Here is a 24930-nt window from a genome sequence, read left to right on the forward strand (position 1 = left end):
GTGGTGTTATTCCGTCGAACCGTTGATCTGGATCTCGTCGATGGCGCCGCCTTCGACGCCCCAGTACGTCACGATCTTCGTGTAGGTGCCGTCGGCAAGCATCTGCTGCAGGGCGCTCTGCAGTGCGACGGCGAACGTTCCACGGTCCTTCATGACCGGTGCGCCAGAGAGCAGCGAACCGTAGACGTCGGAGGTGACGAGCTTGCCCTTACTGAGCTTGACGGCGTAGCCGACGACGGGGGAGTCAGCGACCATCGCATCGGCGCGACCGAGTGAGACCGACGCCGTGGCGTCATCCTGAGTGTCGTAGCCCAGGATCTCGATCGCCTTCTTGCCTGCTGCCGCGCACTGCTCGTTGAGCTGGGGCAGGTAGACGAGCGGAGCCGAGCCGCCGTTTTGGGCGGCGACCTTCAGCCCGCAGACGTCGAGTTCGTTGGCGATGGGCTTGTCGACCGGTGACGCAAACTGGTTGCCGGCGCGGAAGAAGTCGACCATGTCGAGCTGCTCCTGGCGCTTTTTGGTGTCGTAGTAGCCGCCAAGGCCCAGGTCGTACTTCTCGCCGAGGATGCTCGGCACGATGTTGTCAAACTTCGCCACGCGGTAATCGGTTGTCAGGCCCAGTTTGGCTGCTGCGGCATCGATCATGTCGATTTCCCAGCCGATCGGGTTGCCGTCTTTGTCTTTGAACTCGTTCGGCGCATAGGTAGGGTCGACGCCGACGACGAGCTTGCCGGCCGAGACGATGGATTCCGGCAGGAGCTTGGCAGCGGCGTCATCCTTGGAGATGGTGCTCACATCGATTGCGGTTTGACGGTCTGCGCTGGTGGCGGTACCGGTCCCGGCGGAGGAGCATCCGGCAAGCAGTGCGATCATGGCGGTTGCTGTGAGGCTGGTGAGGACGATTCGTTTCATGTTGTGCTGTCTCCTTTGAAGCGTGATTGCTGGACGAGGGATGAAGCTATTCGGACGGGCAGTCTTTCGCGGCGTAGACGCTCTGGCCACCGAAGTAGGTTTCGACGGTTCGGGTGGCTGCGATTCTGTCCGCGGGGTGGTCGAACGGGTTGCGGTCGACGACGACGAGGTCGGCGTGGAAGCCGACGGCGATTGAGCCGCTCTCGTGGGCTCGGCCGTTGATGCGGGCTGCCGAACTCGTGTACGCGCGAAGTGCGGCGGCGAGGGGGATGCGCTCGCCCGGAATGAAGACCTCAGGGTTGTAGTCCGGGTGCTCGGACGGAACGGTTCGGTTCACGGCAACGTGGATTCCCAGCCACGGGTCGGGGCTGGTCACCGGCCAGTCGGAACCGGCGCAGATCGTGGCGCCGGTTCCGAGGAGCGTGGCGAACGGATACTGCCAGGCACTGCGTTCCTCGCCGATGAGGGGCAGATTGAGTTTGACCATTTGAGGGTCGTTGGATGCCCAGAGCGGTTGAATATTGGCTGCCACGTCGAGCGCGGCGAAGCGGGGGTTGTCATCGGGGTGGATCACCTGCAGGTGCGCAATGTGGTGGACAATTCCGGAGTGTCCGTTGGCCGCTCGCGCGGCCGCCACGGCATCGAGAGACTCCCGCACACCGCGGTCGCCGATGGCGTGGAAGTGCACTTGAAGCCCGAGAGCGTCGAGGCGGGTGACGTAGGCGTTCAGGCGCTCAGGTGAGATGAACGAGATGCCATGGCTCGCCGGGGCATCCGTGTCATCGGGATCGACATACGAATCAATCATCGCGGCCGTCTGGTTCTCGATCACACCGTCTTGCATGACTTTGACGGTCGTCACACGAAACAGCTCGTGCTGATACCTCTCACGGAGGGCGAGGATGTGTTGGATCTGAGCCTCATCGGTGTCGCGGTCCCACCAGATGGCTCCGTTCACTCGGGCGTGAAGTTCACCGCGGTCGATTCCACGCTGATACGCGTCGACAATCTCGGCGCTGTGGTTTCCGTAATCACCGATCAACGCGTCGTGCCAACCGGTGATGCCGAAGGAGTGCAGAGCACGTTGGGCTTCAAGCAGCCCGGAATACTTCTCATCGATGGTCGGCTGGGGGGCGAGGCGAAGCGCCAGCATTCGGGCGCCTTCATGCAGCGTTCCCGTGGGGTTGCCGGCAGAGTCGCGCTCGATCCGGCCATCGACCGGGTCGGGATAGTCCTTGTCAATGCCGATCATGCGCAGCACGACCGAATTGACCCAGGCGCTGTGGTGGTCACGGTTCGACATGATGATCGGGCGGTCGCTCGAAATCGCGTCGAGGTCGACGGCATCCGGTGCGCCGCGATGGAATGCGGCCTGCTGCCAGCCACCGCCCACGATCCAGTAACGGTCCGGGTTCGCGTCGGCGTAGCTTCGGATGATCGAGAGGTAGTCCTCGCGTGTCCACCCGGTCGAGAGATCGCAGTTGAGAAGTTCAAGCCCCGCTTCTACCGGGTGCACGTGGGCGTCGACGAATCCCGGCAGGAGCAGTCGCCCACTCAGATCGACCACTCGGGTGGCATCGGTGATGCCGTCGCGAATTTCGGTGCTGTCGAGCGTGGCGATGACGCCACCGGCGACGCCGACATCCATGCGGACGGGCGCTTCGGAAACGCCGTCGAAGACGTCGCCGTTCAGGAACACCAGGTCAAGCTCACTCAACTGCGTCACGCAACCTCATCGTCGATGGATCAAAACGTCATCGTCGCGGTAAACTCCAACGAGAACTTAATCGATTAAGACTTAATCGATTAATGTTGGACTATACAATCAGAAACCGCAGAGAATCAAATCTCGGATCCTGCGAGTCATCGGGGTCTCGAGGAATTGGTCGAGATGCAGAAGAGGTGAAGGGCGGCGCGTGACGACGACAACGACGATCGCCGATATTGCCGAACTTGCCGGTGTCTCCACCGCGGCGGTTTCGCTCGCCCTGAACGGCAAAAAGGGTGTGTCGGAGAAGACCCGTGCGCGCGTTGTCGCGATCGCCGAGGAGGCGGGCTACCGTTTCAATCGTCTCGGGCGCGCGCTGCGCCAGTCGAGAACCGGTGCGATCGGACTCTACCTCCCGGAATCTGCCGTGCACTATGGCTACTACACCGAGACGACACTCGGGGTTGCCGAACGTCTGCATGCCGACGACCTCTCACTTCTCATTGTGCCGACCACGCGCAAGAGTGCCCGCATCGAATCGTTCCCGCCGGTCGACGGGTTTATCTTGATGGAGCCGCACTCCGACGACCTCGGTGTCGCCGCAATTCTGGGTCAGGATCTGCCCGTCGTTACGGGCGACCCACCGTCGCCCGGCTTTCCCTCTCCCTGGGGCATCGTTGAATCTCCCAACGACCGAACCACGCGGGAGGTCTTCGACCGTTTTCTCGCTCAGGGTGCGCGGAGGCCTGGGCTTCTTCTTGTGGAGCGGGTCTCGACCTGGTCGCGTGAGCTCGAATCGGCCTATCTGCACTGGTGTGACGACAGCGGCGTTATGCCGCGAGTGATCATGATTGACATTCATGATTCGAACCGTAAGTTTGCCCAATCACTGGGGCGGTGGGTTAATCCCGAAAGCGGATGCGACGCCATTTTTGTCGGGGCGGACGGCGTGACCGTGCGGGTCGCCGGAATTCTTCGCACCCTCGGGCATCGGCCGGGGGAGACCATCAAGCTTATTTCCGGTGTCGACAGCCCGATCATGGAGTTTCATACGCCACCGATCACCGCCGTCGACCTGCAACCGCGAGCCTTCGGCGCGGCATGCGCGGGTCTTTTGCTTGAGCTGCTCGATCAGCCGCGACCTGAAACGACGGTCAGGCGCGTTTTTGACGCAGCGCTGACGGTTCGTGAGTCAGGCTAGTTAGACCAGCCGCGAGGTTGTGAACACTGATCGATGGGCGTTCCTCGGCCGACCGATGCGGCGGCGCCGTCGAGCGCGCCAGTAAGTTGCGACCCTGGGCTCAGGAAGATATATGATCTAACGAGCGATAGTTGAATTAGATGTTCAATTATCGAACAACTATCGACGATGGCGTCTGATCGCCCACAGAGAAGTGAGGAATGCCGTGCAGTTTCACCACCACGGATACGTATCAACCGACCCACGCGTGCAGCCGGTTGCGGGGGTTGGCATCGACCGCCCCGCAGAACTGCCCGAGAACGTCGATGTGCTCATTGTTGGTACCGGGCCGGCCGGCGTCATTACCGCAGCCCAGCTCTCAATGTTCCCCAACGTGACGACCCGCATCATCGAACGCCGCGGCGAACGCCTCGAGATCGGGCAAGCCGACGGCATCCAGGCCCGGAGCGTCGAAACCTTCCAGGCCTTCGGATTCGCCGAGCGCATCACCGCCGAGGCGTACCACATCACCGAGATGGCGTTCTGGAAGCCCGACGTCAATGCCCCGGCCAACATCGTGCGCACGGCGCGTGCCGTCGATGACCCCAGCGGAATCAGCGAATTTCCGCACCTCATTGTCAACCAGGCGCGCGTTCTCGACTATTTCACCGAGTACATGGCATTTTCGCCCACTCGAATGGTGCCCGACTACGGATTTGAGTTCCGCAGCCTCGAAAATACCAAGAGCGGTGAGTACCCCGTCACTGTGACGCTCGTGCACACGACCGGCGAGCTCGCAGGCCAAGAGAAGGTCGTCCACGCAAAGTACGTCGTGGGCGCCGACGGTGCCCGCAGCGGCGTGCGCGACGCGATCGGCTGCACACTCTCCGGTGACAAGGCGAACCACGCCTGGGGCGTCATGGACGTGCTCGCCGTCACCGACTTCCCCGACATCCGTACCAAATGTGCAATCCAGTCGGATGCCGGTGGCAACATCCTGCTCATTCCCCGTGAGGGCGGCCAGCTGTTTCGCATGTACGTCGACCTCGGTGAGGTGGCTGTCGACAACAACGGTGAAGTGCGCAAGACCACGATCGAACAGATCATCGCCAAGGCCAACGACATCATGCACCCCTACACGCTCGACGTGAAAAACGTCGCCTGGCACAGCGTGTACGAGGTGGGTCACCGTCTCACCGACCGTTTTGACGACGTGCTGCCCGACGAGATTGGGTTGCGTACGCCGCGCGTTTTCATCACCGGTGACGCCTGCCACACGCACAGTGCCAAGGCCGGTCAAGGGATGAACGTGTCGATGCAGGACGGCTTCAATCTCGGCTGGAAGCTGGGCTACGTTCTCGCTGGTCGCAGCCCCGAGAGCCTACTCGGCACCTACTCGGCCGAGCGTCAGCCCGTCGCCAAGAACCTCATCGACTTCGACAGGCAGTGGTCGACCCTGATGGCGACCAAGCCGGAGGATCTCGGCGACCCCACCGAACTCGAGGACTTTTACACCCGTACGGCCGAGTTCCCAGCCGGCTTCATGACGCAGTATCAGCCGTCGATGCTCATCGGAGAAACGACTCACCAGGCGCTCGCCACGGGGTTCCCAATCGGTAAGCGCTTCAAATCGGCCATGGTTGAGCGCGTCTCCGACACCAACACCGTGCAGCTTGGGCACCACCACCGAGCCGACGGGCGCTGGCGCCTGTATGCCTTCGCGGATGCCGCGGCCGCCGGTGAGCCCTCCGCTCTCACCGACTGGGCCACCTGGCTGCAGACCTCGCCCGACTCGCCTCTGCTCGTGCACACACCGGCCGGCAGCGATATCGACAGCATCTTCGACGTCAAGGTGGTGTACCAGCAGGATCACACGGGTGTTGACCTCGGCCGGGTGCCTGCCGTGTTCATGCCCAAGACCGGTCCGTTTGGGCTGACCGACTACGAGAAGCAGTACGCCACGCACCCGGCGCAGGACATCTTCGAACTGCGTGGTCTCGACCGTGGCGGCGTTGTCGTCGTGGTGCGCCCCGACCAGTACGTGGCGAATGTGCTGCCCCTGGACGCGACCGAAGAACTCGCTGCATTCTTCCGTCAGCTGTTGCTGCCGGCAGGGGTCACAGCGGTAGCGTGAAACTGAGGCCGGGGCCTCATGAGATCATTTCGAAACTCTGCGTGCCGAAACTTCGCTCCGTCGGGCCGTCCTCGGCAATGTTCAGGTGCGGGTGTCGGTGTGCGTCGTCGGATGTGGTGCAGAATACGCCACCCCGGTGATTTCGTGCGAGCGAGAGTTTGCCGCTAGAGTGCACGAGCGGATGTCGGTAAAGCGCCGATCAGGGCAGAAAAGGAATTCGATGCAGAAGTCATCGTCCAGTGTCACCCGTTGGGGGGCATCAACTTTTGCCTGTGCGCTGGTCTGCAGCGGTGTGGCCGTTGCGGCACCGGCGTCGGCTGTTCCGGCGGCGACGGCAGTGAGTGTCACGTCGCTTGCCGACACCGAAACGCCGGGCACGCTACGCTCGGCGTTCATCGCCGCAGAGGCGACTCCGGGTGCCGACGAAATCACGTTCGCGGTCACGGGAACGATCACGCTCGAATCGCCGTTGCCGACGGTCACCCGGGGAGGCGTCTCGATCGTTGGACCGGGATCGTCTGAGCTGACAATCATGGGCGCTACAGTGCCGGTGAACGAAGACGAACCGGGGTCAATCGAGCCCTATTCGATGACTTTCTTGTCGGACACCAGTGGCGCATCCGTTGTGATCAGCGGGCTGACGATTTCGGGAGGGAGCGGCGCAATCGCCGCGCTCTTGAACGGCGATGAGTCCGCCGTGCCGACTTTCACTCTGTCTGATGTCGTGATCGAGAACACCGTGCCCTACGTTGGGGGTGCATTGGCCGTTGCTGGCAATATGGCCGGAACCGCTTCGATCGTGAATTCAGTGTTCTCGAACAACAGGGGTGGCAGCATCGGCGGGGCAGTCTTTGCCGCAGGTCTGAGCACGTTCACGGTCGATTCGACAACAATCGACGGAAACACGGCTGTGAACGGTGGAACTGGGCTCTATGCGTGGGAGGTCGACGCGGTGCGGGTTGTCAATACAACGTTCTCGAACAACACCACCCCCAACGCCGCTGCCGGTTACTTCAGTGCAGGCGGCACGTCGGTGGAGTTCGTTCAGTCGACCTTCTCTGGCAATGTTGCAGAAGAATTCGGGAGCGCAATTTTCGTGGTCGATACTGAGACGGCCACGATCCAACATTCGACGGTGACCGCCAATGGCAGTGCAACCGCTTCCTCGCCCGCAGTCATCCTGAACGTACCCCAGTTCAGCATCGATTCATCGATTCTGAGTGGCAACAGGAGTTCAGCGGCAGTACCCACGGATTTCGCGTTTGGTGATGAGTGGATTCCCACCGGTGCGCTTGACGCGATGGTCACCGAGGTGCAGGCAGGCTCGACGTTCGCTGCCGACGCGTCGGCGCCGTCGGAATCGTCGGCATCTTCGGCGCCGGTGGCGGCTGGGTCGCCGATGCCGGTCCAGCCGTCGACGATCTCGTCGTCGTTGTTCGGTCAGGCTGCCACCAGCGTTGATCCGTCGATCGATGTGACGAACTCGTTGTTTGGTGCGGATGCTCAGTTGGGCGCTCTCACGGACAATGGTGGTCGCACGTTGACGCATCTTCCTGCGGCGACGAGTCCGGCGATCGATGCCGGTAATGCGGCAACTCTGGCGGGTCTGACGACTGACCAGCGTGGCAGTGCTCGTGTCGTCGGCGCTGGCGTCGACGTCGGCTCGGTTGAGGTTCAGGCTATCGTGACCCCCGCGGGCGCCCCGAAGGCCGAGTTGGCTGAGACCGGAATGGATGCGAGCGGCATCCTGCTCGCTGTTGGGGCGTTGATGCTCGCCGGTATCGCTGCACTCGGCGTGCGCCGTCGGCGCGCGCACATGAAGTAAGTGCACATGAAGTAAGTGCACATGAAGTAAGTGCACATGAAGTATGTGCACATGAAGTAAGTGCACGTGCACGTAAGTGCACGTGCCGTAGAGAGCCACTCGAGGAATCACACGTCGTGCGCGGTCTTCGTGAGAGTTCACGATTGTTGTGAAAAGCCGATCAGAACAGAAAAAGGATCTTAATGAAGAAGCAATCGCAGGTTTCTGTGCGTTGGGCGGCGTCGGCGTTTGCCGGTGCCCTGGTCTGCAGCGGTGTGGCCGTTGCCACACCGGCTTCGGCTGTTCCGGCAGTGACGGCGGTGAGTGTCACGTCGCTTGCCGACACCGAAACGCCGGGCACGCTACGCTCGGCGTTCATCGCCGCAGAGGCGACTCCGGGTGCCGACGAAATCACGTTCGCGGTCACGGGAACGATCACGCTCGAATCGCCGTTGCCGACGGTCACCCGGGGAGGCGTCTCGATCGTTGGACCGGGATCGTCTGAGCTGACAATCATGGGCGCTACAGTGCCGGAAGTCGAGCAGCAGTCGTTCGAGGGCTATTCCATGACCTTCACGTCGGTTGAATTTGGCAATTCCTTTTCGATCAGCGGACTGACGATCTCGGGAGGGAGCGGAGCAATAGTCGCCTTCTTGAACGGCGACGACTCCGTTGCACCGGCTTTCACGCTGTCTGATGTCGTGGTCGAGAACACCGTGCCGCTGGCCGGAGCGGTGGCCGTCGCCGGCAATATGGCCGGAACAGCTTCGATCGTGAACTCAGTTTTCTCGAACAATAAGGGTGGCGAGTTCGGCGGTGCAGTCTATGCTGGAGGGCTTCGCGAGCTCAGCATTGATTCGTCAACGATCGACGGAAACTCCGCCGTGTCTGCTGGAGCAGGAGTCATCGCTCCCTATGTCACAGACGTTCGAATTGTTAATTCGACGATCTCGAACAACACCACCGACGGTATCGGTGGCGGCTACTTCGGGATTGCCGGCCTGTCGGTCGAGCTCATGCAGTCGACCTTCTCGGGCAACGTTGCAGGGGCGTTCGGGAGCGCACTTCTGGTTTCCGACACCGAGACGGCAACGATCCTGCACTCGACGGTGACCGGCAACGGCAGCGCTGACGCCGACTCGCCCGCCGTGATTTTGGATGTACCCGAGTTCAGCATCGATTCATCGATTCTGAGTGGCAACAGGAGTTCAGCGGCAGTACCCACGGATTTCGCGTTTGGTGATGAGTGGATTCCCACCGGTGCGCTTGACGCGATGGTCACCGAGGTGCAGGCAGGCTCGACGTTCGCTGCCGACGCGTCGGCGCCGTCGGAATCGTCGGCATCTTCGGCGCCGGTGGCGGCTGGGTCGCCGATGCCGGTCCAGCCGTCGACGATCTCGTCGTCGTTGTTCGGTCAGGCTGCCACCAGCGTTGATCCGTCGATCGATGTGACGAACTCGTTGTTTGGTGCGGATGCTCAGTTGGGCGCTCTCACGGACAATGGTGGTCGCACGTTGACGCATCTTCCTGCGGCGACGAGTCCGGCGATCGATGCCGGTAATGCGGCAACTCTGGCGGGTCTGACGACTGACCAGCGTGGCAGTGCTCGTGTCGTCGGCGCTGGCGTCGACGTCGGCTCGGTTGAGGTTCAGGCTATCGTGACCCCCGCGGGCGCCCCGAAGGCCGAGTTGGCTGAGACCGGAATGGATGCGAGCGGCATCCTGCTCGCTGTTGGGGCGTTGATGCTCGCCGGTATCGCTGCACTCGGCGTGCGCCGTCGGCGCGCGCACAGCCAGGCGTAATCAGCAGCGGTGCCAGCACTCGCGAAGGGTCTGCCTCATTCGGGCCGGCCCAGTCGCGAGAGCCTGTATCGGCGGGGGATGATAGAAGTGTGTCTTCTGCTGAAACCGACCTGTCCGTGCCGGCTTCGGCGAAGCTCTCAATGCTCACTCTCACCACCATTGTCGTGGGCTCGATGGTGGGTGCCGGGGTGTTCTCCCTTCCGCAGAGATTCGCCGAAAACACCGGAGTCGCAGGCGCTCTGATCGCCTGGACGATCGCCGGCGGCGGCATGCTCATGCTCGCCCTGGTCTTTCAGAGCCTTGCCAATCGCAAACCGCACCTCGACGCCGGCGTGTTCGCCTACGCGAAGGCGGGCTTCGGCGAATACATGGGGTTCTTCTCAGCCTTTGGTTATTGGGCCAGCGCCTGCGTCGGAAACGTCTTCTATTGGGTTTTCATCATGTCGACGTTGGGCGCAGTGTTTCCGGAACTTGGTAGCGGTGACACCGTGCTCGCAATCGTCGTCTCGTCGGCGGGCCTGTGGGCCTTCTTCTTTCTGGTCAGGCGTGGCGTGAAAGAAGCTGCAGTACTCAACCGTGTGGTCACAGTCGCGAAGGTCGTGCCGATCGTCGTGTTCGTGCTGCTCGCCCTGTTTGCCTTCAAACTCGACGTTTTCACCGCGAATTGGGCTGGCGGGGAGAACACCGGATCGCTGTTCGGACAGGTGCGCGGCACCATGCTCGTGACGGTTTTCGTGTTTCTCGGGGTCGAGGGTGCCAGCGTCTACTCGCGGCATGCCAGGCGGCGAACGGATGTCGGACGTGCCACAGTCCTCGGTTTCCTGAGCGTGTTCGCGATCTTTGCCTCGGTGACGATTGTCTCCTACGGTGTGCTGCCGATGAGCGCTATCGCAAAGCTGCATCAGCCGTCGATGGCCGGGGTGCTCGAAGCGGCTGTCGGACCGTGGGGCTCGGTGTTCATCGGCGTCGGACTCATCGCCGCTGTTCTGGGTGCCTACCTGGCCTGGACGCTGATGGCCGCAGAGGTACTGTTCGTTGCAGCGAAAGCGAACGATATGCCGCAGTTCCTGCGCCGATCGAATGCAGCGGATGTGCCTGTTCCGGCGCTGCTGATGACCGCGATCATGGGACAGGCCATCTTGATCTTTTCGTATTTCTCGAAGGATGCGTTGAACTTCGCCCTCGACCTCACCAGCGCACTCGTGCTGGTTCCCTTTCTGCTCGCCGCGGCCTACGGTCTGAAAGTTGCACTTACTCGAGACACATATCTGGAGCAGCCACGCGGGTGGACGCGGGAGCTCATCATCGCGCTGCTCGCCACCATATACACTGCCTTTCTGCTCTATTCAGCGGGACTCAAATTCGTGCTCGTCGCCTTTCTGATCTATGCCCCGGGAACCGTGTTCTTCGTGATGGCGCGCCGCGAGCAGGGACGAAAACTGTTCTCGGGTCGAGAACTCGTCATTCTGACCGTGTCGCTGCTCGGGGCGCTCGTGGGCATCGTGGCGTTGGCAGTGGGCTGGATCGTGCTTTAGCCCGGGACGGAACGTGCAACCCAGGTGATACACCAGTTCGTTGCACCAGTGTGTTCGTGCAGTGTGTTCGTGCAGGGCGTCGGGTCGGCGGGTTAGAACGGTGGATCGACGGGTAGCGGTGCCGGTCGTGAACCTGGTCGTGGGCCCGGTCGTGGGCCCGGGAGTCGATCCGGGAGTGGGGGTGCCGGGGTGGTGCGGCTGCGGTAGCCGGTGGGGGTGTTGATGGTGACGGAGCCGTCGGGTTCTTTTGTGAATCTGAGTGTGGAGTGTGTTTTCAGGCGGTGGTCGGGGCCGCAGAGGGGGAGCAGGTTGGCGAGGTTGGTGGGGCCGGTGTCGCGGGCCCATTCTCTGACGTGGTCGATGTCGGCGGTGACGGCGAGGCGGGTGCAGCCGTCGCAGGCGCAGGTGCCGTAGATTACCGCGGGTAGGTCGCGTTGGGCTTTGCTGGGTCGGTAGCGGGTGCGGTCGAAGTTGAGGATCTCGCCGGTGATCGGGTCGGTGCCGACCCGGCGAAATGCGGGGGCGTTGGTGAAGAGTTGCGCGGTGGTGACGGGGTCGATGGGGCCGTAGCCCTGCAGCACGGCCGGCTGGTCGCTTGTGCCGAGCAGGCCGAGGATGGGCACGAGCAGCAGGGGGCGCACTTTTGCGGCGGTGGGGGTGCCGTCGCCGGCCAGCCAGGCCACGAGCAGGTCGGCGCGGATCTGGTCGCGGGAGCGGCGGCGACAGCGTGCGGCGGCATCCTGTTCGGCTGTCGCGATGAGGTCTTGGGTCTCTGCGGGGCTCAGGCCGGCGTGTCGGGCGGTGCGGCGGGCGGTGGCGCGGGCGGTTGCGATGGCTTTTCTGCGGGCGGTGGTTTCGTTGTGGGCGATGCGTTTGGCTGTGGCGTTCAGGCGGGCGCTGATGCGTGTCGCGTCGACGCCGCTGATGTTCGCGTTCAGCCAGGCCATGCCGTTGGGGACCGGTTCGACGCTGACACGGCGTTCGGCGAGGTCGTGGGCATGGCGGTGTGCGGCGGGTTCGGCGCGGAGGCGTTCGGCGAGGGTGCGGGCCTTTTGTCGGAACGCGCCGGGTGTCAGCGTGGGGCCGACCCCGGCCAGTTCGGTGTCGAACACGCCGATCTGGGCGGGGTCGGTGATGCTGGTGAGAAAGTGCACCGCGGCGCTGGCCTGCGCGTAACCGATCGTGCCGTCCTGGAACAGGGCCCAGAGCTGGGGCAACGACTGGGTGAGCACGTGGCCTTCGTGGGCGCGGGTGCGCACCACGTCGGAGGAGAGATGCAGGTGCAACGCCGCATCCGCTGCCGCCGAACGCACGGCCAGGTCGAGGGCGTCGGGTTGGCGAAGCCCGGACGCGGTGAGGGAGATGCTCGGGTTCTGCCGGGCCACCTCGATCACCCGGGTCAGGGCGGCGAGGTGCGCGGCCATCGCCCGGTTCGCCTGCCGCACGGCGACTCCCGCATCAGCGATCGCCTGCCCGACCACATCGATGGCCGCAGCCGTGACAGGCGCCGGCGCGCCCATGATCGCGGTCAGGGAGGAAACCAGCTCCCGTGGAGCCGAACCGACACCGAAACCAGCACCAGCACCAAGGTCGGACTCGAACGTTGCAGCCACCTCGGAGACCCATGCCTCACGTCCTTCGGCGCCGAGCACACTCGGCGGGTCGAAGGTCGGTTCTGGTGGGATTGCGAACATGTCGTCCATGCATCCATTTTAGAACAAATCTTCTAGAGATTCTAGAGTTTAACTCAATTTCCGCTCCCCGTAATAAGAATAATGTTCGAGTCGACAGGTGGGAGATTCTGGGGCGGGTGAAGTTGCCGTGAAGATCCTCAGGCGGCCTGGTCATCGATGCAGTCTGTGCAAATATTGGGTGTCTGCATTGTGCGGACGGATGCTGAGTGAAAGTTTCACACCTATGACAAAAACAGTCCTGCATGCCCAGTCGATCAGCAAATCTTATGGCAAAGGGCCCACCCGGTTCGACGCGCTGCGCGGCATCTCGCTCGAGGTGCACGCGGGTGAGTCAATTGCCATCGTCGGCAAAAGTGGTTCGGGCAAATCCACCCTGATGCACCTGCTCGCTCTCCTTGACGATCCCGACACAGGCACATTGCTCGTCGACGGAGTCGATGCGAAGACGTTGAAGACGAAGGAACTCAACCGGTTGCGCAACCAGGACTTCGGTTTTGTCTTTCAGCAGTTCTTTCTTACGCCCAACGCGAGCGTGCTCGACAATGTGACGCTTCCGCTCACCATCGCGGGTGTGGCACCGAAAGAGCGCAAAGCTCGCGGCATGGCCGCACTTGAACAGCTCGAACTTGCCGACAAGGCGAAAAACAAGGCCACGAACCTGTCGGGCGGACAGAAGCAACGCGCCGTCATCGCCCGCGCACTCGTCAACAACCCCACCGTGATTTTCGCCGACGAGCCAACCGGAAACCTGGACTCGGCCACCGGCGCCGTGGTCGAGGACATCCTCTTCGATCTTAACAAAGAGCAGGGCATCACTCTCATCATCGTGACCCACGACCGTGAACTGGCCGCACGCTGTGACCGACAGATCTTTATGCGCGATGGGCTCGAAGAGACCAGCGCCGGACCGGAAGTGGCCTCCGCATGAAATCCATTGACATCATCAAGGCCGCTGTGGCGAACACGTTCCGCAGCCGTCTTCGCACCACGCTCACCGTTATCGCGATCGTGATTGGTGCCTTCACACTGACAATCACGAGTGCGATCGGCACCGGCGTCTCCAACTACATCAACGCGCAGGTCGCTTCAATCGGCTCCACCGACGTCTTCACGATCTCACCGGCCGTCGACACGACCCCGAGCGTCGACGCCGGTCCGAAGAAGTATGAGCCGGATGCGGCGAAGGCGACGGGCGGATTTGGTGGGCCGGGGCGTTCCACCGCGGTGCTCACCCAGAAGGACATCGACACCATTGGCACAGTCAGCGGCATCATGAGTGTCGAACCGTTGCTGATCGTCTCGCCTGATTACATCCAGTACGGCAACAACGGCAAGTTTGTGTTGACGGTGAGTCCGTCCGGCACCATCACCAAGGCGGACCTGGTCACAGGAAAGCAGCTCGACAACAACAGCAACGACAATCAGATATTGCTGCCGACGCCCTACCTGGCCAGCCTTGGCCTCGGCACCGCGAAGGACGCTGTGGGGGCAACGGTTACGATCGGTGTCACAAGCTATGAGGGAGTGCAAAGCACGGTTGAGGCCACCGTGGCCGGGGTTCAGAACGAGACCCTGCTCGGGAGTAGTGCCGCGTTGAACCAACACCTCACGACTGCGATCAGCGAGGTGCAGCGGGAGGGCACCCCGGCCTCGGTTGTGCGGGGCTACGCGGTGGCGACGGCTCAGTTCGATGCGAACCTGAGCACCGCGCAGGTCAAGGCGCTGCAAGCGACCTTGAAGGACAAAGGTTACAGTGCGCTCACCGTGGCCGATCAGCTCGGCTCATTCGAGAGTGTGATCAACGGAATCATCGGTGTGCTGAACGCCTTCGCCGTGATTGCCCTGATCGCTGCCGGGTTCGGCATTATCAATACCCTGCTGATGAGCGTGCAGGAACGCACGCGCGAGATCGGCCTGATGAAAGCGATGGGAATGAGTGGCGGCAAGGTCTATGCCCTGTTCAGCATGGAAGCCATCTTCATCGGGTTCCTGGGCAGCGCGATCGGTGCACTGCTGGCGATTGGCGTGGGCACGGTGATCAGTAATGCGCTGGCCGACACCGTGCTGTCGGGGCTGCCTGGGTTGCAAGTGATGCAGTTCGCGCCGGCATCCATCGCAGTGATCATCGTCGTCGTGATGCTCATTGCATTCCTTGCGGGAACGCTTCCGGCTCGGCGTGCCGCGCGACAGAACCCGATTGACGCGCTGCGCTATGAGTAGTTCAGGTGGGCTGCGCGCTAAGAAACGCGCGGCCACCCAAACGGCCATTGAAAATGCGGCGATCGCTCTGGTGCTCGAGCATGGCTATGAGCAGGTGACCGTCGAGATAATCTGCGACGCCAGCATGGTGTCGCAGCGCACCTTCTTCAACTATTTCGGTTCGAAGGAAGGTGTCATTCTCGGCGCCTCAGCGCCGAAGCTCAGCGACACCGAGCTCGCCCGCTTCATCGCGGCCCCGACTCCGGATGTGCTCGGCGATCTCGTCTCGATCATGGCGCTCGCCCTGTCCGAACACGAACTCGACCGCACGCTGATGCGGGGCCGGCTCGACGTAATTAGTCGCACGCCCGAACTGTTCGCCCGCCAGATGGCACGCATGACCGAGCATGAGGAGCGGCTGACGCACCTCGTGCTGCAGCGATTCCGCGCGCAGGGGCGGGATGCGGCAGCGTCCGACGTGCACGATGAGGCGCGGATGGTCGTTGTGCTGGCCGGCGCGGTGATGCGCTATTCGATGCAGCGCCGTCTGAACGGGCATTCGGCGATGTCGGCCGAGGACGAGTTCACCCACTCGATCGACCTGATTCATCGGATTGCGAGCCCACCCACAGAGCGCTGAAGCGTTCCGGGCCCGCCGTGAAGCTCTGGGGGCGTCAGAGGCTCCGGGCTGCCCAGGCGGTGCGGCTCCCTCTGACGGTGAGGTCGGTGCGGCGCAGGATGGACTCGGGGGAGTCCTCGTCCAGCAGGCGATCGAGAGTAGCGACATCGTCGTCGGAGAGTATGCCGGTGAGAGTCGAACGAGTGCGGCGCAGCGAGGCGTGCGCATAACGGCCCAGGCTCGACGTGGCCGGATCAACGTCCATGTCGAACGTGCGCTTCTCCACAATTTCGAAACCGGAGCGTTCGAGGTTGGGCCCCCAGTCCAGATTCGTGTTCCAGCTCGCATCGCCTGCGGCCTCGCTGCAGCGCTGCTCGAGACCGCGGCGGCCGATTCCGATGTCGTCAGGCAGAAAGCGTGGGAAGGCATCCATCTCGACGATCGCCAGGAGACCATCGGGATTCAAGGCCGAGCGGATGTCACGCAGCACCCGATCGGGATCGGCGAAGTGGTGCATCGACAGTGCTGCCCACACGACATCCGCTTCCCGCACGTCAGGCCAGGCGTCGTCAAGATCGGCCTGCAGAGCCCGAATCCGATCGGTCCGGCCGTTGGCCCGAGCCAGTGCCTCGAGGCGGCCGAGCATAAACGACGACTGGTCGAGTGCGACGATCTCGGCGGTGGGGAACCGTCGCCCCAGTGCGCGGCTCCCGGTTCCGGTTCCGGCGCCCACATCGACGACCCGACGCGGTGCAGCCGGGGCAAGCCCGCCGACCCAGTTGATGATCTCCGACAGGGAGGAGGCGAGCACATCGGCAGCGAGATCGAGCATCTCGGCCATGGCGGGCTCGTCGTGCTCGTGCTCGTGCTCGTGCTCGTGCCCATGCTTCTGGCTCTGGCTCTGGCTCTGGTTTCCGTTGTGGTTCGGCGTGTGCGGAGTCATCTCTGGGCTTCAGGAGTTCTTGCGCCCGGTGAGGGTGCGCACGAGCCAGAAGAGTGCAGCGAGCACCAGAAGCACGATTCCAACCCAGATCATCCACTTCAGCAGGCTGACCAGTCCGCCCACGAACAGCAGCAGAATCGCAACGACAACGATGACGAGGATGAACGCGGTCATGTCTAGCAGGTTCCCTTCGTCGTGAACTCTCGGTTGCGCGTGAGTATTCACCGGGCACGCATTCTGCCCCACGTGACGACAACGCTACACGGGTGAATGCGCCCGCCACTAGTGTGAGGCGCGTGACCTTCTCGCTGCTGGCGCTCGTGGTGCTCACCGGCTTGCTCGGGCCGCTTCTGGCGGCCCGCACCAGCTGGCGCATCCCCGTGGTCATCGGTGAACTGCTCGGCGGACTGCTGATCGGGCCGCCCGGGTTCGCCCTGGTCAACCCGCACAACGGTGAGTTCACCCTGCTGGCCACCATCGGTTTCGGCTTGACCATGGTGGTGGTCGGTTCGCACGTTCCGGTTCGGGATGCCGCGGTGCGAGGGGCGCTTTGGCGTGGCCTGATCGGAACCATCCTGGTCGGAGTGCTCGCGGCCGTGCTGGCCGTGGCAATCGCGGCGGCCTTCGGCACGGGGCATGCTGTGCTCTATGGGGTACTGATCGCCTCCTCATCCGCCGCACTCGTTCTGCCGATGCTGCAATCCGTTGGCGTGAAGGGGGCGAGTATCGCCCAGGTGGTGGCGCAAATCGCCATCGCTGACATCGCCTGCATCGTCGCACTTCCGCTCGTTCTCAATCCCGGGCACGTTCCCGAGGTGCTGCTGGCCGGCGGGATCATCAGTGTGGTTGCCGTGCTACTCGGTCTGATTCTGGCTCGGTTGGATCGAGCACAACTGCGCCAGAGGCTCCACTCCTTCTCGGAGCGTCGGCGGTTCGCACTTGAGCTGCGCATCAGCATGCTGGTGTTGTTCGGGCTGGCTGGCGTGGCCCAGTTTGCCTCGGTCTCGATCATGGTGGCCGGGTTCGCACTCGGTCTGGTGCTGGCGGCCGTCGGTGAACCCCGGCGTCTGGCCCGCCAACTCTTCGGAATCACCGAGGGCTTCTTCGGGCCAATCTTTTTTGTATGGCTCGGTGCGTCGATCGACCTGCGGGGAGTCGCAGCCCATCCCGAGATGATTCTGCTGGGCCTCGCGCTCGGTATCGCCGCAGTTCTCGCCCACCTGGCAGGCCGCATCGTGAAACTGCCCTGGCTTCACGCCGTGGCCTCCGCGGGCCAACTGGGCGTGCCGATTGCCGCCGTGACGCTCGGCATTCAGAACGGAATCCTCAAACCGGGCGAGGATGCCGGCATCCTCGTGGGCGCGGTGGTCACCATTGCACTCTCCGCGGCGGCGACGGGCCTCACAGCCTCAAAAATCAAGACATGATAGGGTCGGGAAGGCCGCGATGCTTATAACACGCGGCAATCTCATTTCGCAATAGTGTCACGCCATAAAATTTGTGACCTGCTGAATGATGATCCCTCACGTCACGGATCGCGAAGAAGGCTTTCGCTGACTGAACACGTGGCGTTGCTCAATGGCCCCCGTGGCCGGAAAAGGAACAGCTTGATTTCACGCGTCGCAATTATCGGAGCTGGCCCCAGTGGGATGGCCCAGCTACGAGCCTTCGAATCGGCTCGAATCGCCGGACGAGATGTTCCAGAAATCGTCTGTTTCGAGAAGCAAGAGGATTGGGGCGGACAGTGGAATTACAGCTGGCGTACGGGTCAGGACGGCAACGGTGAATCCGTGCACTCGAGCATGTACCGCAACCTCTGGTCGAATGGGCCTAAAGAGGCACTTGAATTCGCCGAATACACCTTCGATGAACATTTCGGTCGACCGATCTCGTCGTACCCGCCGCGCGCGGTGCTCTGGGACTACATCAGCGGCCGGCTCGAGAACAGCGATGTGAAGAAGCAGGTGCGCTTCAGCACCGCGGTGCGCTGGGTCGAGTACAACGAGCCGACCGAGACGTTCAGCGTGACGGTCGAAGACCTCGTGACGCACACGACCGAAACGAGCGAGTTCGACCACGTCATCGTGGGCAGCGGCCACTTCAGCTTTCCGAATGTGCCCGACTTCGCCGGCATCGAGACGTTCCCCGGCAGCCTCAAGCACGCCCACGACTTCCGCGGTGCCGAGGCGCTCGCAGACCGCGACGTGCTGTTGATCGGTGCGAGCTACTCGGCCGAAGACATCGGTGTGCAGGCCTACAAGATGGGTGCCCGTTCGGTCACCCTCAGCTATCGCACCCAGCCGATGGGCTTCGACTGGCCGGAGGGAATCGACGAGGTTCCGCTCATTCACCACTTTGACGGCTCCACCGCTCACTTCAGCGATGGCACGAGCCGTGACTTTGACGCGGTTGTGCTCTGTACCGGATATTTGCATCACTATCCGTTTTTACCGTCCGATCTGGCACTCGCCTCACCCAACAATGTGTATCCAGACGCGCTCTACCGGGGCGTGGTCTCGGAGGCGAATAGCAAGCTGTATTACCTTGGTGCGCAAGACCAATGGTTCACGTTCAATATGTTCGATGCACAGGCCTGGTACGTGCGCGACCTCATTCTCGGCGACGCTGTACTGCCGGCCCCCGAACTGCAGCGTCGTCACATAAACGCCTGGCTCACCCGGTTCGGCGAGCTGAACGGTGCGGCCGACGAGATCCAGTTCCAGGCGGACTACATTCGCGACCTGATTGACCTCACCGACTACCCGATGTTCGACCTCGACGAGGTCGTGCGCATCTTCTTGGAGTGGAAGCACGACAAGCAGGAGAACATTCTGGGCTACCGCGACGAGGTGTACGCCTCGGTGATGACCGGAACAATGGCGGTGGTGCACCACACGCCATGGCTGGCCGAGCTCGACGACAGTCTCGAGCGCTATCTCTCTGACCCCCAGCCCGACGACATCGCGGGGCTTGTTGCCGAGACGGATGCCGTGACGCGCGCCTAGCGAATCGTCAGCGCACGACCTCGAACAGCGCGGCGACGCCCATGCCGCCGCCGATGGCTGCGGTCGCCACACCGAGCGTACCCGCCGGGGCGCCGCCGCGTACAAGACGGCTGAACAGCCGTACGACGCTGACGGCGCCGCTGGCGCCCCACGGATGCCCGAGGGCCAGCGCCCCGCCGTCGGCGCAGACGCGAGAATCGACCACGCCGCCGGGCGCGAGCCCGAGCCGGCCGAGCACGGCGAGGGTTTGCGCGGCGAACGCCTCGACGATCTCCACTGCTGCGACGTCGTCGAGTGAGACACCGCGCTCGGCGAGCAGGGCTAAGACCGCGTCAACCGGTCCGATGCCGGGAAGTGACGGGTCGCATCCGATTGTGGCTGAGGCGACGAGGGCCAGACCCGGGGCTTCGCCCCGTGACGACCCGGCCACGATGGCAACGGCGGCGGCACCGTCGCTGTTTCGTGACGAGTTTCCGGCCGTGACGGTTCCGGCGTGTTCCGGCGACGACGCGAAGAGTGCCGGAAAGCGGGGGAGCATCGCGCGCATTCCATTGCGGGGTCCGTGATCGTGCAGTTCGTGGCCGAGCGCGACGATTTCCGCGTCGAAGCGGCCGGCGGCCTGTGCGGCTAGGGCCAGGCGATGGCTGCGTTCGGCGTAGGCATCCTGGGCCCGGCGGTCGATGCCGTCCAATTCGGCCAGCGCCTGGGCCGCTGAGCCCATGTCGGGGTCGGGGAAGCCTGCGGGGGTAAACGGTGCTCGTGCATAGGCACGTCCAGCCTGAGACCGGGTCGGCGCCGTCGAGGCGCTCTCGGTTCCCCCCGCGATCCAGACGCGCTCCGTGGCATCGAGGCGCGCCTCGGCGGCAGTGCTGAGGATGGCCGACAGCCCGCTCCCACACTGCGTATCCACCGTCATCCCAGGAACCTTCACGTCGAGTCCGGCTGCCAGCGCGGACAAGCGAGCAAGGTTTCCGCCCGGGCCCATACAGTTGCCGAGGATCACCCCGCCCACGGAGCGCGGGATGCTTTGTTCGGCTGTTGCATCCTGCGCTCGTGCATCCTGCGCTCGTGCATCCTGCACTGTTGCGCCGATGACGGCAGCGGCCAGCTGTTCGGCGGGAATCTGTGCGAGTCGGGCCCCGCGAATGGCAAGTGGCGTGCGGCGTGCCGCGATCACAACGGGGGCGGTGAGATCAGCCAAGTCGGGGCAGCTTTCCGTCGAGTGCGTCGCGCCGAATCTGCGCGCGGGCCGGCTTTCCGGTCAGGGTGCGGGGAAGAGAGTCCGGGCCGAACCAGATGCGCGGCAGATGCGACGTGGCGAGAACGATCTTCGCCTGCTCGCGCAGTTCACGAAGCGTGGGGGCTCCCGAGCCGACCGATAGCTCCACGGCCGCCGCAACCAACGACCCGTCGCGCGGTCCGGGCAGCTCGAACACCACGGCATCCGCCACTCCGGGAAGGCTGCGCAGACCAGCTTCGACATCCTCGGGAATCACGGTTGCCGCGGCGGTGAGGATGGCGCCGTCACCGCGACCGGCCAGGCGCAATATGCCGTGCGGGTGCAGGGTCACGAGGTCGCCCACCGTCGCCCAACCCGAGTCGTCGCGGCGGAGCGACCCCAATGCGTCAGCCAGGTAGCCGAGGGCGATTGTGGGCGAGCGCACCCAGAGCGCTCCGTCGTCGACCCGGGTCTCAACGCCGGGTACAGCACGCAGGCCCAACCCGTCGGGGTCGAATGCGACAAATGAGAGTTCGGCTGCCCCATAGTAAGAAACGACGCGGAGCCCGGCGGATTCGGCTCGTTCCCGCAGGCTCGGGGGCAGGGTAGCTCCGCCGATCACAGCCAGCCGAAGCCGATGCGGAACACCGCTCTCGATGGCATCCACGACGCTCTGCAGTGAGTTCGGGGTTCCATGCAGCACTGTCACGTGGGCAAGGTCACCCGGCGACACCGTATGACCGGGCGGAAAACGCACGGCAGCGCCGACGGCACGTGCGTAGGCGAGTGAGAAGAGTGTGAGCGATGATGCCGTCGGAACCGGGAGATACAGTGTGTCATCGTCCGTCACAGCGAGCACCGTGCTCAGCCACGGAAATGACGCGGCCCACGAGTGCTCAGAGCGCAGGATGACGCGGGGGTTTCCGCTACTGCCGGAACTGAACGCGGCCCAGGCCGCGCCGGGTGGTGGAATGGCAGCCGCCGCGAGAGCACTCTGGCGGGCCCAGAACTCTGTCTCCCAACGATCATCGCCGGCCAGCGGAATTCCGCCGGATTCTCGCACCGCCCAGATGCTCACGGCGAGTTCGACGGGGTCGCTCAGCGACAGCGGGATGAGCCGTGCGGTGACCGCGCCGAGGTGACGACGACGAGCAGCAATCTGCTCCTCGAGTTGACGGAGGGTGAGCGAAAGCGGGCCTCGAGACAGCACCACGCGATCGAGGTTCACTCCGACACCACACGCCCTTCACCGTCCGACGGTTCTCCCGTCCACCTCGATGTTACGTTATGCCTGCAGCCCCGATGGGGTCGGCGAGGCCTGACGGTCGGCGGATTATTCACTCGATGACGGGCAGCACGGCCAACACGAAGGGAACGGTGACGAGCATGAAGACCACTGCGGCAGCGAGAATCGTCACCACCGGATGACGCTCCCAGCGACTGAGATTGCCGCCGTACGACTGTCGAAGCTCAGCCCAACTGAGCACCGGTTCGACGCTCTGCACGGGCACTGAGTAATAGTGGATCGCCGTCGTGAAATCGTCGGGATACCACATCTGACTGCGCATCCGCAGCAGGGTGCGGCCCTGTGCGTCAACGATAAACAGCTGTGGTGCCACATCATCGCTGTAGGTGTCGCGCAGCTTGACCACGATCACCGAATCGATCCGATCGACCGGGGTGAACACCATCCGACTGAAATACGCGCGCTCACGGATGCCGCTGGGAAGCAAACGAATTCCCGCGCCTCTCAAACGCGCGGCGGCAAGGGCGAAAAGCAGGACCAGTGCGGCGTGTGCGAGCGCGAATGGAACCCAGGTGCCGTGTGGAATTGTCAGCAGATAGAGCGAACCGAAGATGGGCAGCGTCAGCACGACACAGCCCACCCACGCGCTCTGCCACAGGTTGCGTCTGGGTTTCAGGAGCTGCGAGATCGTGCCGGCCGCTGCCAACTCCCTGTTCATGCGCCCCCCGGTGAACCTGAATGCCCACGTTTCGGGCGTGTCTCGAGACTACAGGCGAACGGGAGAACTCCCGGGGAAGGATTCCGGGCGAGGCGGGCGTACTCTCGCACTATGAAGCGTGCACTTGCGTTCGGGTTGGTGATCGTACAGATTCTGTTGCTGGCGGCACTCGTGCTGATGCAGCACAGCGATCTCTGGCCGGTGACCTCGTATGTGATCGCCACGTCGGTCGTGCTTCTTGTCGCCGGTGTCCTGCTGATGTGTGCCGGTGCGGGGCGCCTCGGTCCAGCCTTCACGGCCACTCCCATCCCACGGCAGAATGCCGCGATCGTGACCACCGGAATCTACGCTTACGTCCGCAGCCCGATCTACCTGGGCTACCTCATGGTCGGTCTCGGCCTCACGCTGGTCAGCGCGTCATTTCTGCACATCATGGTCTGGCTTGCGCTGCTCTGGCTGCTCGCCGGTAAGGCGCGTTGGGAAGAGCGGATGCTGATCAGTGCGCATCCGGAATACCTCGCGTATGGCGCGCATGTGGGCCGGTTCGTGCCCGGCATCGGACGCTTGCGGCTGGCTAGGGAATGATGATGTTGAACGCCGGATCACCGTGCGTGAGCACACCCAGGAGCTGCTGCAGAACGTTCGGATCCCCGCCCATCAGCAGGCCGGACCCGGTCTGATCACCGCCGAGCAGTGCGGTCATTCGGGCTTTCGTGAGGGTCAGTGTCATACCGGCCGTCTCCGGGTCAGCTGGCTTTCGTGAGTGGAGGAGAACGCCGTTTCTGAGCGTGACCCGGTAGTTTCGTTCGAGGTCCGTGAGCGTGATGTCGAGGGCGAGGTCATGATCCCAAGCTTTCGGACCGTCGACGGCCAAGGCCAAGGAATCGAGGAGTTGCTCCGGGCTGAGTTGGGCAATGATGGTTGGCACGGACGTGGCAATGGGAGTGCCGAAGTTGCCGCTTCGCAGCTCGGTCGCCCCCGCGAGAAAGAAATTCCGCCAGGTTCCGTTTTCGGACCCGTAGGCGAGCTGCTCGAGTGTCTCGGCGTACAGCGCCCGTGCGCCCGCGTGGTCGGAGTCAGCGAAGACCGCATGGTCGAGGAGGGTAGCCGCCCAGCGGAAGTCACCGGCGTCGAAAGCCGACTGCGCACAGTCGACGACGCGCTCGATGCCGCCGATCGCCTCGACATAGCGCGTGGCCTGTTCGACCGGCGGGTGCGGCCACAGGCGCGCTGGGTTGCCGTCGAACCAGCCCATGTACCGCTGGTAGATTGCCTTCACGTTGTGGCTGACCGAGCCGTAATAGCCGTGAGTGTTCCATTCCCGTTCGAGCTGTGGCGGCAGCTGGATTATTTCGGCGATCTCCACTCCGGTATGGCCGAGGTTGAGCAGCCGCACGGTCTGGTCGTGCAGGTAGGCATAGAGGTCACGTTGGATCGACAGGAATGAGTTGACGCGCTGTTGACCCCAGGTCGGCCAGTGGTGAGAAGCAAAGACGACATCGGTCTTTGGCCCATACGTGTCGATCGCCTCGGTCAAATAGGCGGACCATACGTGCGGGTCGCGCACGAGTGCGCCGCGCAGGGTGAGCAGATTGTGGAGGGTGTGGGTGGCGTTCTCGGCGATGCAGAGGGCGCGATATTTGGGAAAGTAGAAGTGCATCTCGGCCGGCGCTTCGGTGCCCGGCGCCATTTGAAACTCGATCTCGACGCCATCGATGGTGTGGCTTTCGCCGGTCACGCTGATCGAGAGGGTGGGCACGATCATGCCGACCTCGCCCCGTGAGGTGGTTTGGCCGAGGCCGGATCCGACCTGGTTCTGCGGATCTCGATCGAGCGTCACGCCATACATGTAACCCGCGCGCCTGGCCATTGCCACGCCCGCGTAGACGTTCTCGGCGACGGCCTCTTCGACGAAGCCCTCGGGCGCGATGATCTGAATGCGACCGGCATCCACATCGGCCTGCGAAGCCACTCCGAAGATGCCACCGAAATGGTCGACGTGGCTGTGGGTGTGAATCACGGCGACAACGGTTTTGTTCCCACGGTGTTCGCGGTAAAGCGCGAGGGCGGCCGCTGCGGTCTCAGTCGAGATCAACGGATCGATCACGATCACTCCGGTCTCGCCCTCGACAAAGGTGATGTTCGAGACGTCCATACCGCGCACCTGGTAGATGCCGTCGACGACTTCGTACAGACCACATTTTGACACGAG

20 protein-coding genes are annotated in these 24930 nt (G+C 63.3%); 11 read left to right on the top strand and 9 right to left on the bottom strand.

Going from position 1 to position 24930, the window contains the following annotated elements; genetic code table 11:
* Positions 1-6: 6 nt before the first annotated feature.
* Both HNR05_RS02275 and HNR05_RS02280 read right to left on the bottom strand, forming a co-directional pair.
* The gene (locus HNR05_RS02275; RefSeq protein ID WP_179577551.1) at positions 7-912 is read right to left on the bottom strand and encodes an ABC transporter substrate-binding protein; all 906 of its coding nucleotides are present in this window, start codon (positions 910-912) and stop codon (positions 7-9) included.
* A gap of 46 nt (positions 913-958) precedes the next feature.
* On the bottom strand, positions 959-2638 hold the full coding sequence (locus HNR05_RS02280; RefSeq protein ID WP_218868788.1) for an amidohydrolase family protein: 1680 nt from the start codon (positions 2636-2638) through the stop codon (positions 959-961).
* Positions 2639-2828: 190 nt separating this feature from the next.
* Here HNR05_RS02280 and HNR05_RS02285 point away from each other — a divergent pair, with 190 nt between their 5' ends.
* The 5 genes from HNR05_RS02285 (at position 2829) to HNR05_RS02305 (ending at position 11075) form a co-directional block, all read left to right on the top strand.
* The gene (locus HNR05_RS02285; protein WP_179577552.1) at positions 2829-3821 is read left to right on the top strand and encodes a substrate-binding domain-containing protein; all 993 of its coding nucleotides are present in this window, start codon (positions 2829-2831) and stop codon (positions 3819-3821) included.
* A gap of 205 nt (positions 3822-4026) precedes the next feature.
* On the top strand, positions 4027-5934 hold the full coding sequence (locus HNR05_RS02290) for an FAD-dependent monooxygenase (protein WP_179577553.1): 1908 nt from the start codon (positions 4027-4029) through the stop codon (positions 5932-5934).
* Positions 5935-6154: 220 nt separating this feature from the next.
* Positions 6155-7759, top strand: coding sequence for a choice-of-anchor Q domain-containing protein (locus tag HNR05_RS02295; protein WP_179577554.1), 1605 nt, complete (start codon positions 6155-6157; stop codon positions 7757-7759).
* Between the two features lie 182 nt (positions 7760-7941).
* Positions 7942-9540 (top strand): choice-of-anchor Q domain-containing protein, encoded by a 1599-nt coding sequence (locus tag HNR05_RS02300; RefSeq protein WP_179580464.1) that lies wholly within the window; start codon positions 7942-7944, stop codon positions 9538-9540.
* A 140-nt stretch (positions 9541-9680) separates the two neighbouring features.
* The gene (locus HNR05_RS02305; RefSeq protein ID WP_179580466.1) at positions 9681-11075 is read left to right on the top strand and encodes a basic amino acid/polyamine antiporter; all 1395 of its coding nucleotides are present in this window, start codon (positions 9681-9683) and stop codon (positions 11073-11075) included.
* A 92-nt stretch (positions 11076-11167) separates the two neighbouring features.
* Here HNR05_RS02305 and HNR05_RS02310 read toward each other — a convergent pair whose 3' ends face one another.
* Entirely contained in the window at positions 11168-12778 is a 1611-nt protein-coding gene (locus tag HNR05_RS02310) for a DUF222 domain-containing protein (protein ID WP_179577555.1), read from the bottom strand.
* 214 nt (positions 12779-12992) lie between these two features.
* Between HNR05_RS02310 and HNR05_RS02315 the strand changes: the two genes are divergently transcribed.
* From HNR05_RS02315 to HNR05_RS02325, 3 genes are read left to right on the top strand one after another with little or no spacing between them, the layout of a single operon-like run.
* A complete protein-coding gene (locus HNR05_RS02315) occupies positions 12993-13697 on the top strand; it encodes an ABC transporter ATP-binding protein (RefSeq protein WP_179577556.1) in 705 nt (234 codons plus the stop codon).
* Positions 13694-14989: an ABC transporter permease gene (locus HNR05_RS02320; RefSeq protein ID WP_179577557.1), complete on the top strand. Its 1296-nt coding sequence runs from the start codon at positions 13694-13696 to the stop codon at positions 14987-14989. Before HNR05_RS02315 ends, HNR05_RS02320 begins: the two co-directional genes overlap by 4 nt.
* Positions 14982-15608, top strand: coding sequence for a TetR/AcrR family transcriptional regulator (locus tag HNR05_RS02325; RefSeq protein WP_179577558.1), 627 nt, complete (start codon positions 14982-14984; stop codon positions 15606-15608). Before HNR05_RS02320 ends, HNR05_RS02325 begins: the two co-directional genes overlap by 8 nt.
* Positions 15609-15642: 34 nt before the next feature.
* Here the strand turns inward: HNR05_RS02325 and HNR05_RS02330 are convergent, their stop codons facing one another.
* Together HNR05_RS02330 and HNR05_RS02335 are read right to left on the bottom strand one after the other, a co-directional pair.
* Positions 15643-16530, bottom strand: coding sequence for a class I SAM-dependent methyltransferase (locus HNR05_RS02330; RefSeq protein WP_179577559.1), 888 nt, complete (start codon positions 16528-16530; stop codon positions 15643-15645).
* 9 nt (positions 16531-16539) lie between these two features.
* A complete protein-coding gene (locus HNR05_RS02335) occupies positions 16540-16704 on the bottom strand; it encodes a hypothetical protein (protein ID WP_179577560.1) in 165 nt (54 codons plus the stop codon).
* A 122-nt stretch (positions 16705-16826) separates the two neighbouring features.
* Between HNR05_RS02335 and HNR05_RS02340 the strand changes: the two genes are divergently transcribed.
* Both HNR05_RS02340 and HNR05_RS02345 read left to right on the top strand, forming a co-directional pair.
* A complete protein-coding gene (locus tag HNR05_RS02340; protein WP_179577561.1) occupies positions 16827-17957 on the top strand; it encodes a cation:proton antiporter domain-containing protein in 1131 nt (376 codons plus the stop codon).
* 138 nt (positions 17958-18095) lie between these two features.
* Entirely contained in the window at positions 18096-19535 is a 1440-nt protein-coding gene (locus HNR05_RS02345) for a trimethylamine monooxygenase (protein WP_491044420.1), read from the top strand.
* Between the two features lie 7 nt (positions 19536-19542).
* Here the strand turns inward: HNR05_RS02345 and HNR05_RS02350 are convergent, their stop codons facing one another.
* The 3 genes from HNR05_RS02350 to HNR05_RS02360 form a co-directional block, all read right to left on the bottom strand.
* Positions 19543-20736 (bottom strand): thiolase family protein, encoded by a 1194-nt coding sequence (locus HNR05_RS02350; RefSeq protein WP_179577563.1) that lies wholly within the window; start codon positions 20734-20736, stop codon positions 19543-19545.
* Entirely contained in the window at positions 20729-21982 is a 1254-nt protein-coding gene (locus HNR05_RS02355; protein WP_343062428.1) for an ANL family adenylate-forming protein, read from the bottom strand. Before HNR05_RS02355 ends, HNR05_RS02350 begins: the two co-directional genes overlap by 8 nt.
* A 109-nt stretch (positions 21983-22091) precedes the next feature.
* Positions 22092-22718, bottom strand: coding sequence for a hypothetical protein (locus HNR05_RS02360; protein ID WP_179577564.1), 627 nt, complete (start codon positions 22716-22718; stop codon positions 22092-22094).
* Positions 22719-22829: 111 nt separating this feature from the next.
* Here HNR05_RS02360 and HNR05_RS02365 point away from each other — a divergent pair, with 111 nt between their 5' ends.
* Entirely contained in the window at positions 22830-23303 is a 474-nt protein-coding gene (locus tag HNR05_RS02365) for a methyltransferase family protein (RefSeq protein WP_179577565.1), read from the top strand.
* Here HNR05_RS02365 and HNR05_RS02370 read toward each other — a convergent pair.
* Positions 23293-24927, bottom strand: coding sequence for an alkyl/aryl-sulfatase (locus HNR05_RS02370; RefSeq protein ID WP_343062429.1), 1635 nt, complete (start codon positions 24925-24927; stop codon positions 23293-23295). The two genes, HNR05_RS02365 and HNR05_RS02370, sit on opposite strands and share 11 nt — an antisense overlap.
* Between the last annotated feature and the right edge of the window lie 3 nt (positions 24928-24930).

The organism is Leifsonia psychrotolerans, from assembly GCF_013410665.1.
Lineage (GTDB): Bacteria > Actinomycetota > Actinomycetes > Actinomycetales > Microbacteriaceae > Cryobacterium > Cryobacterium psychrotolerans_A.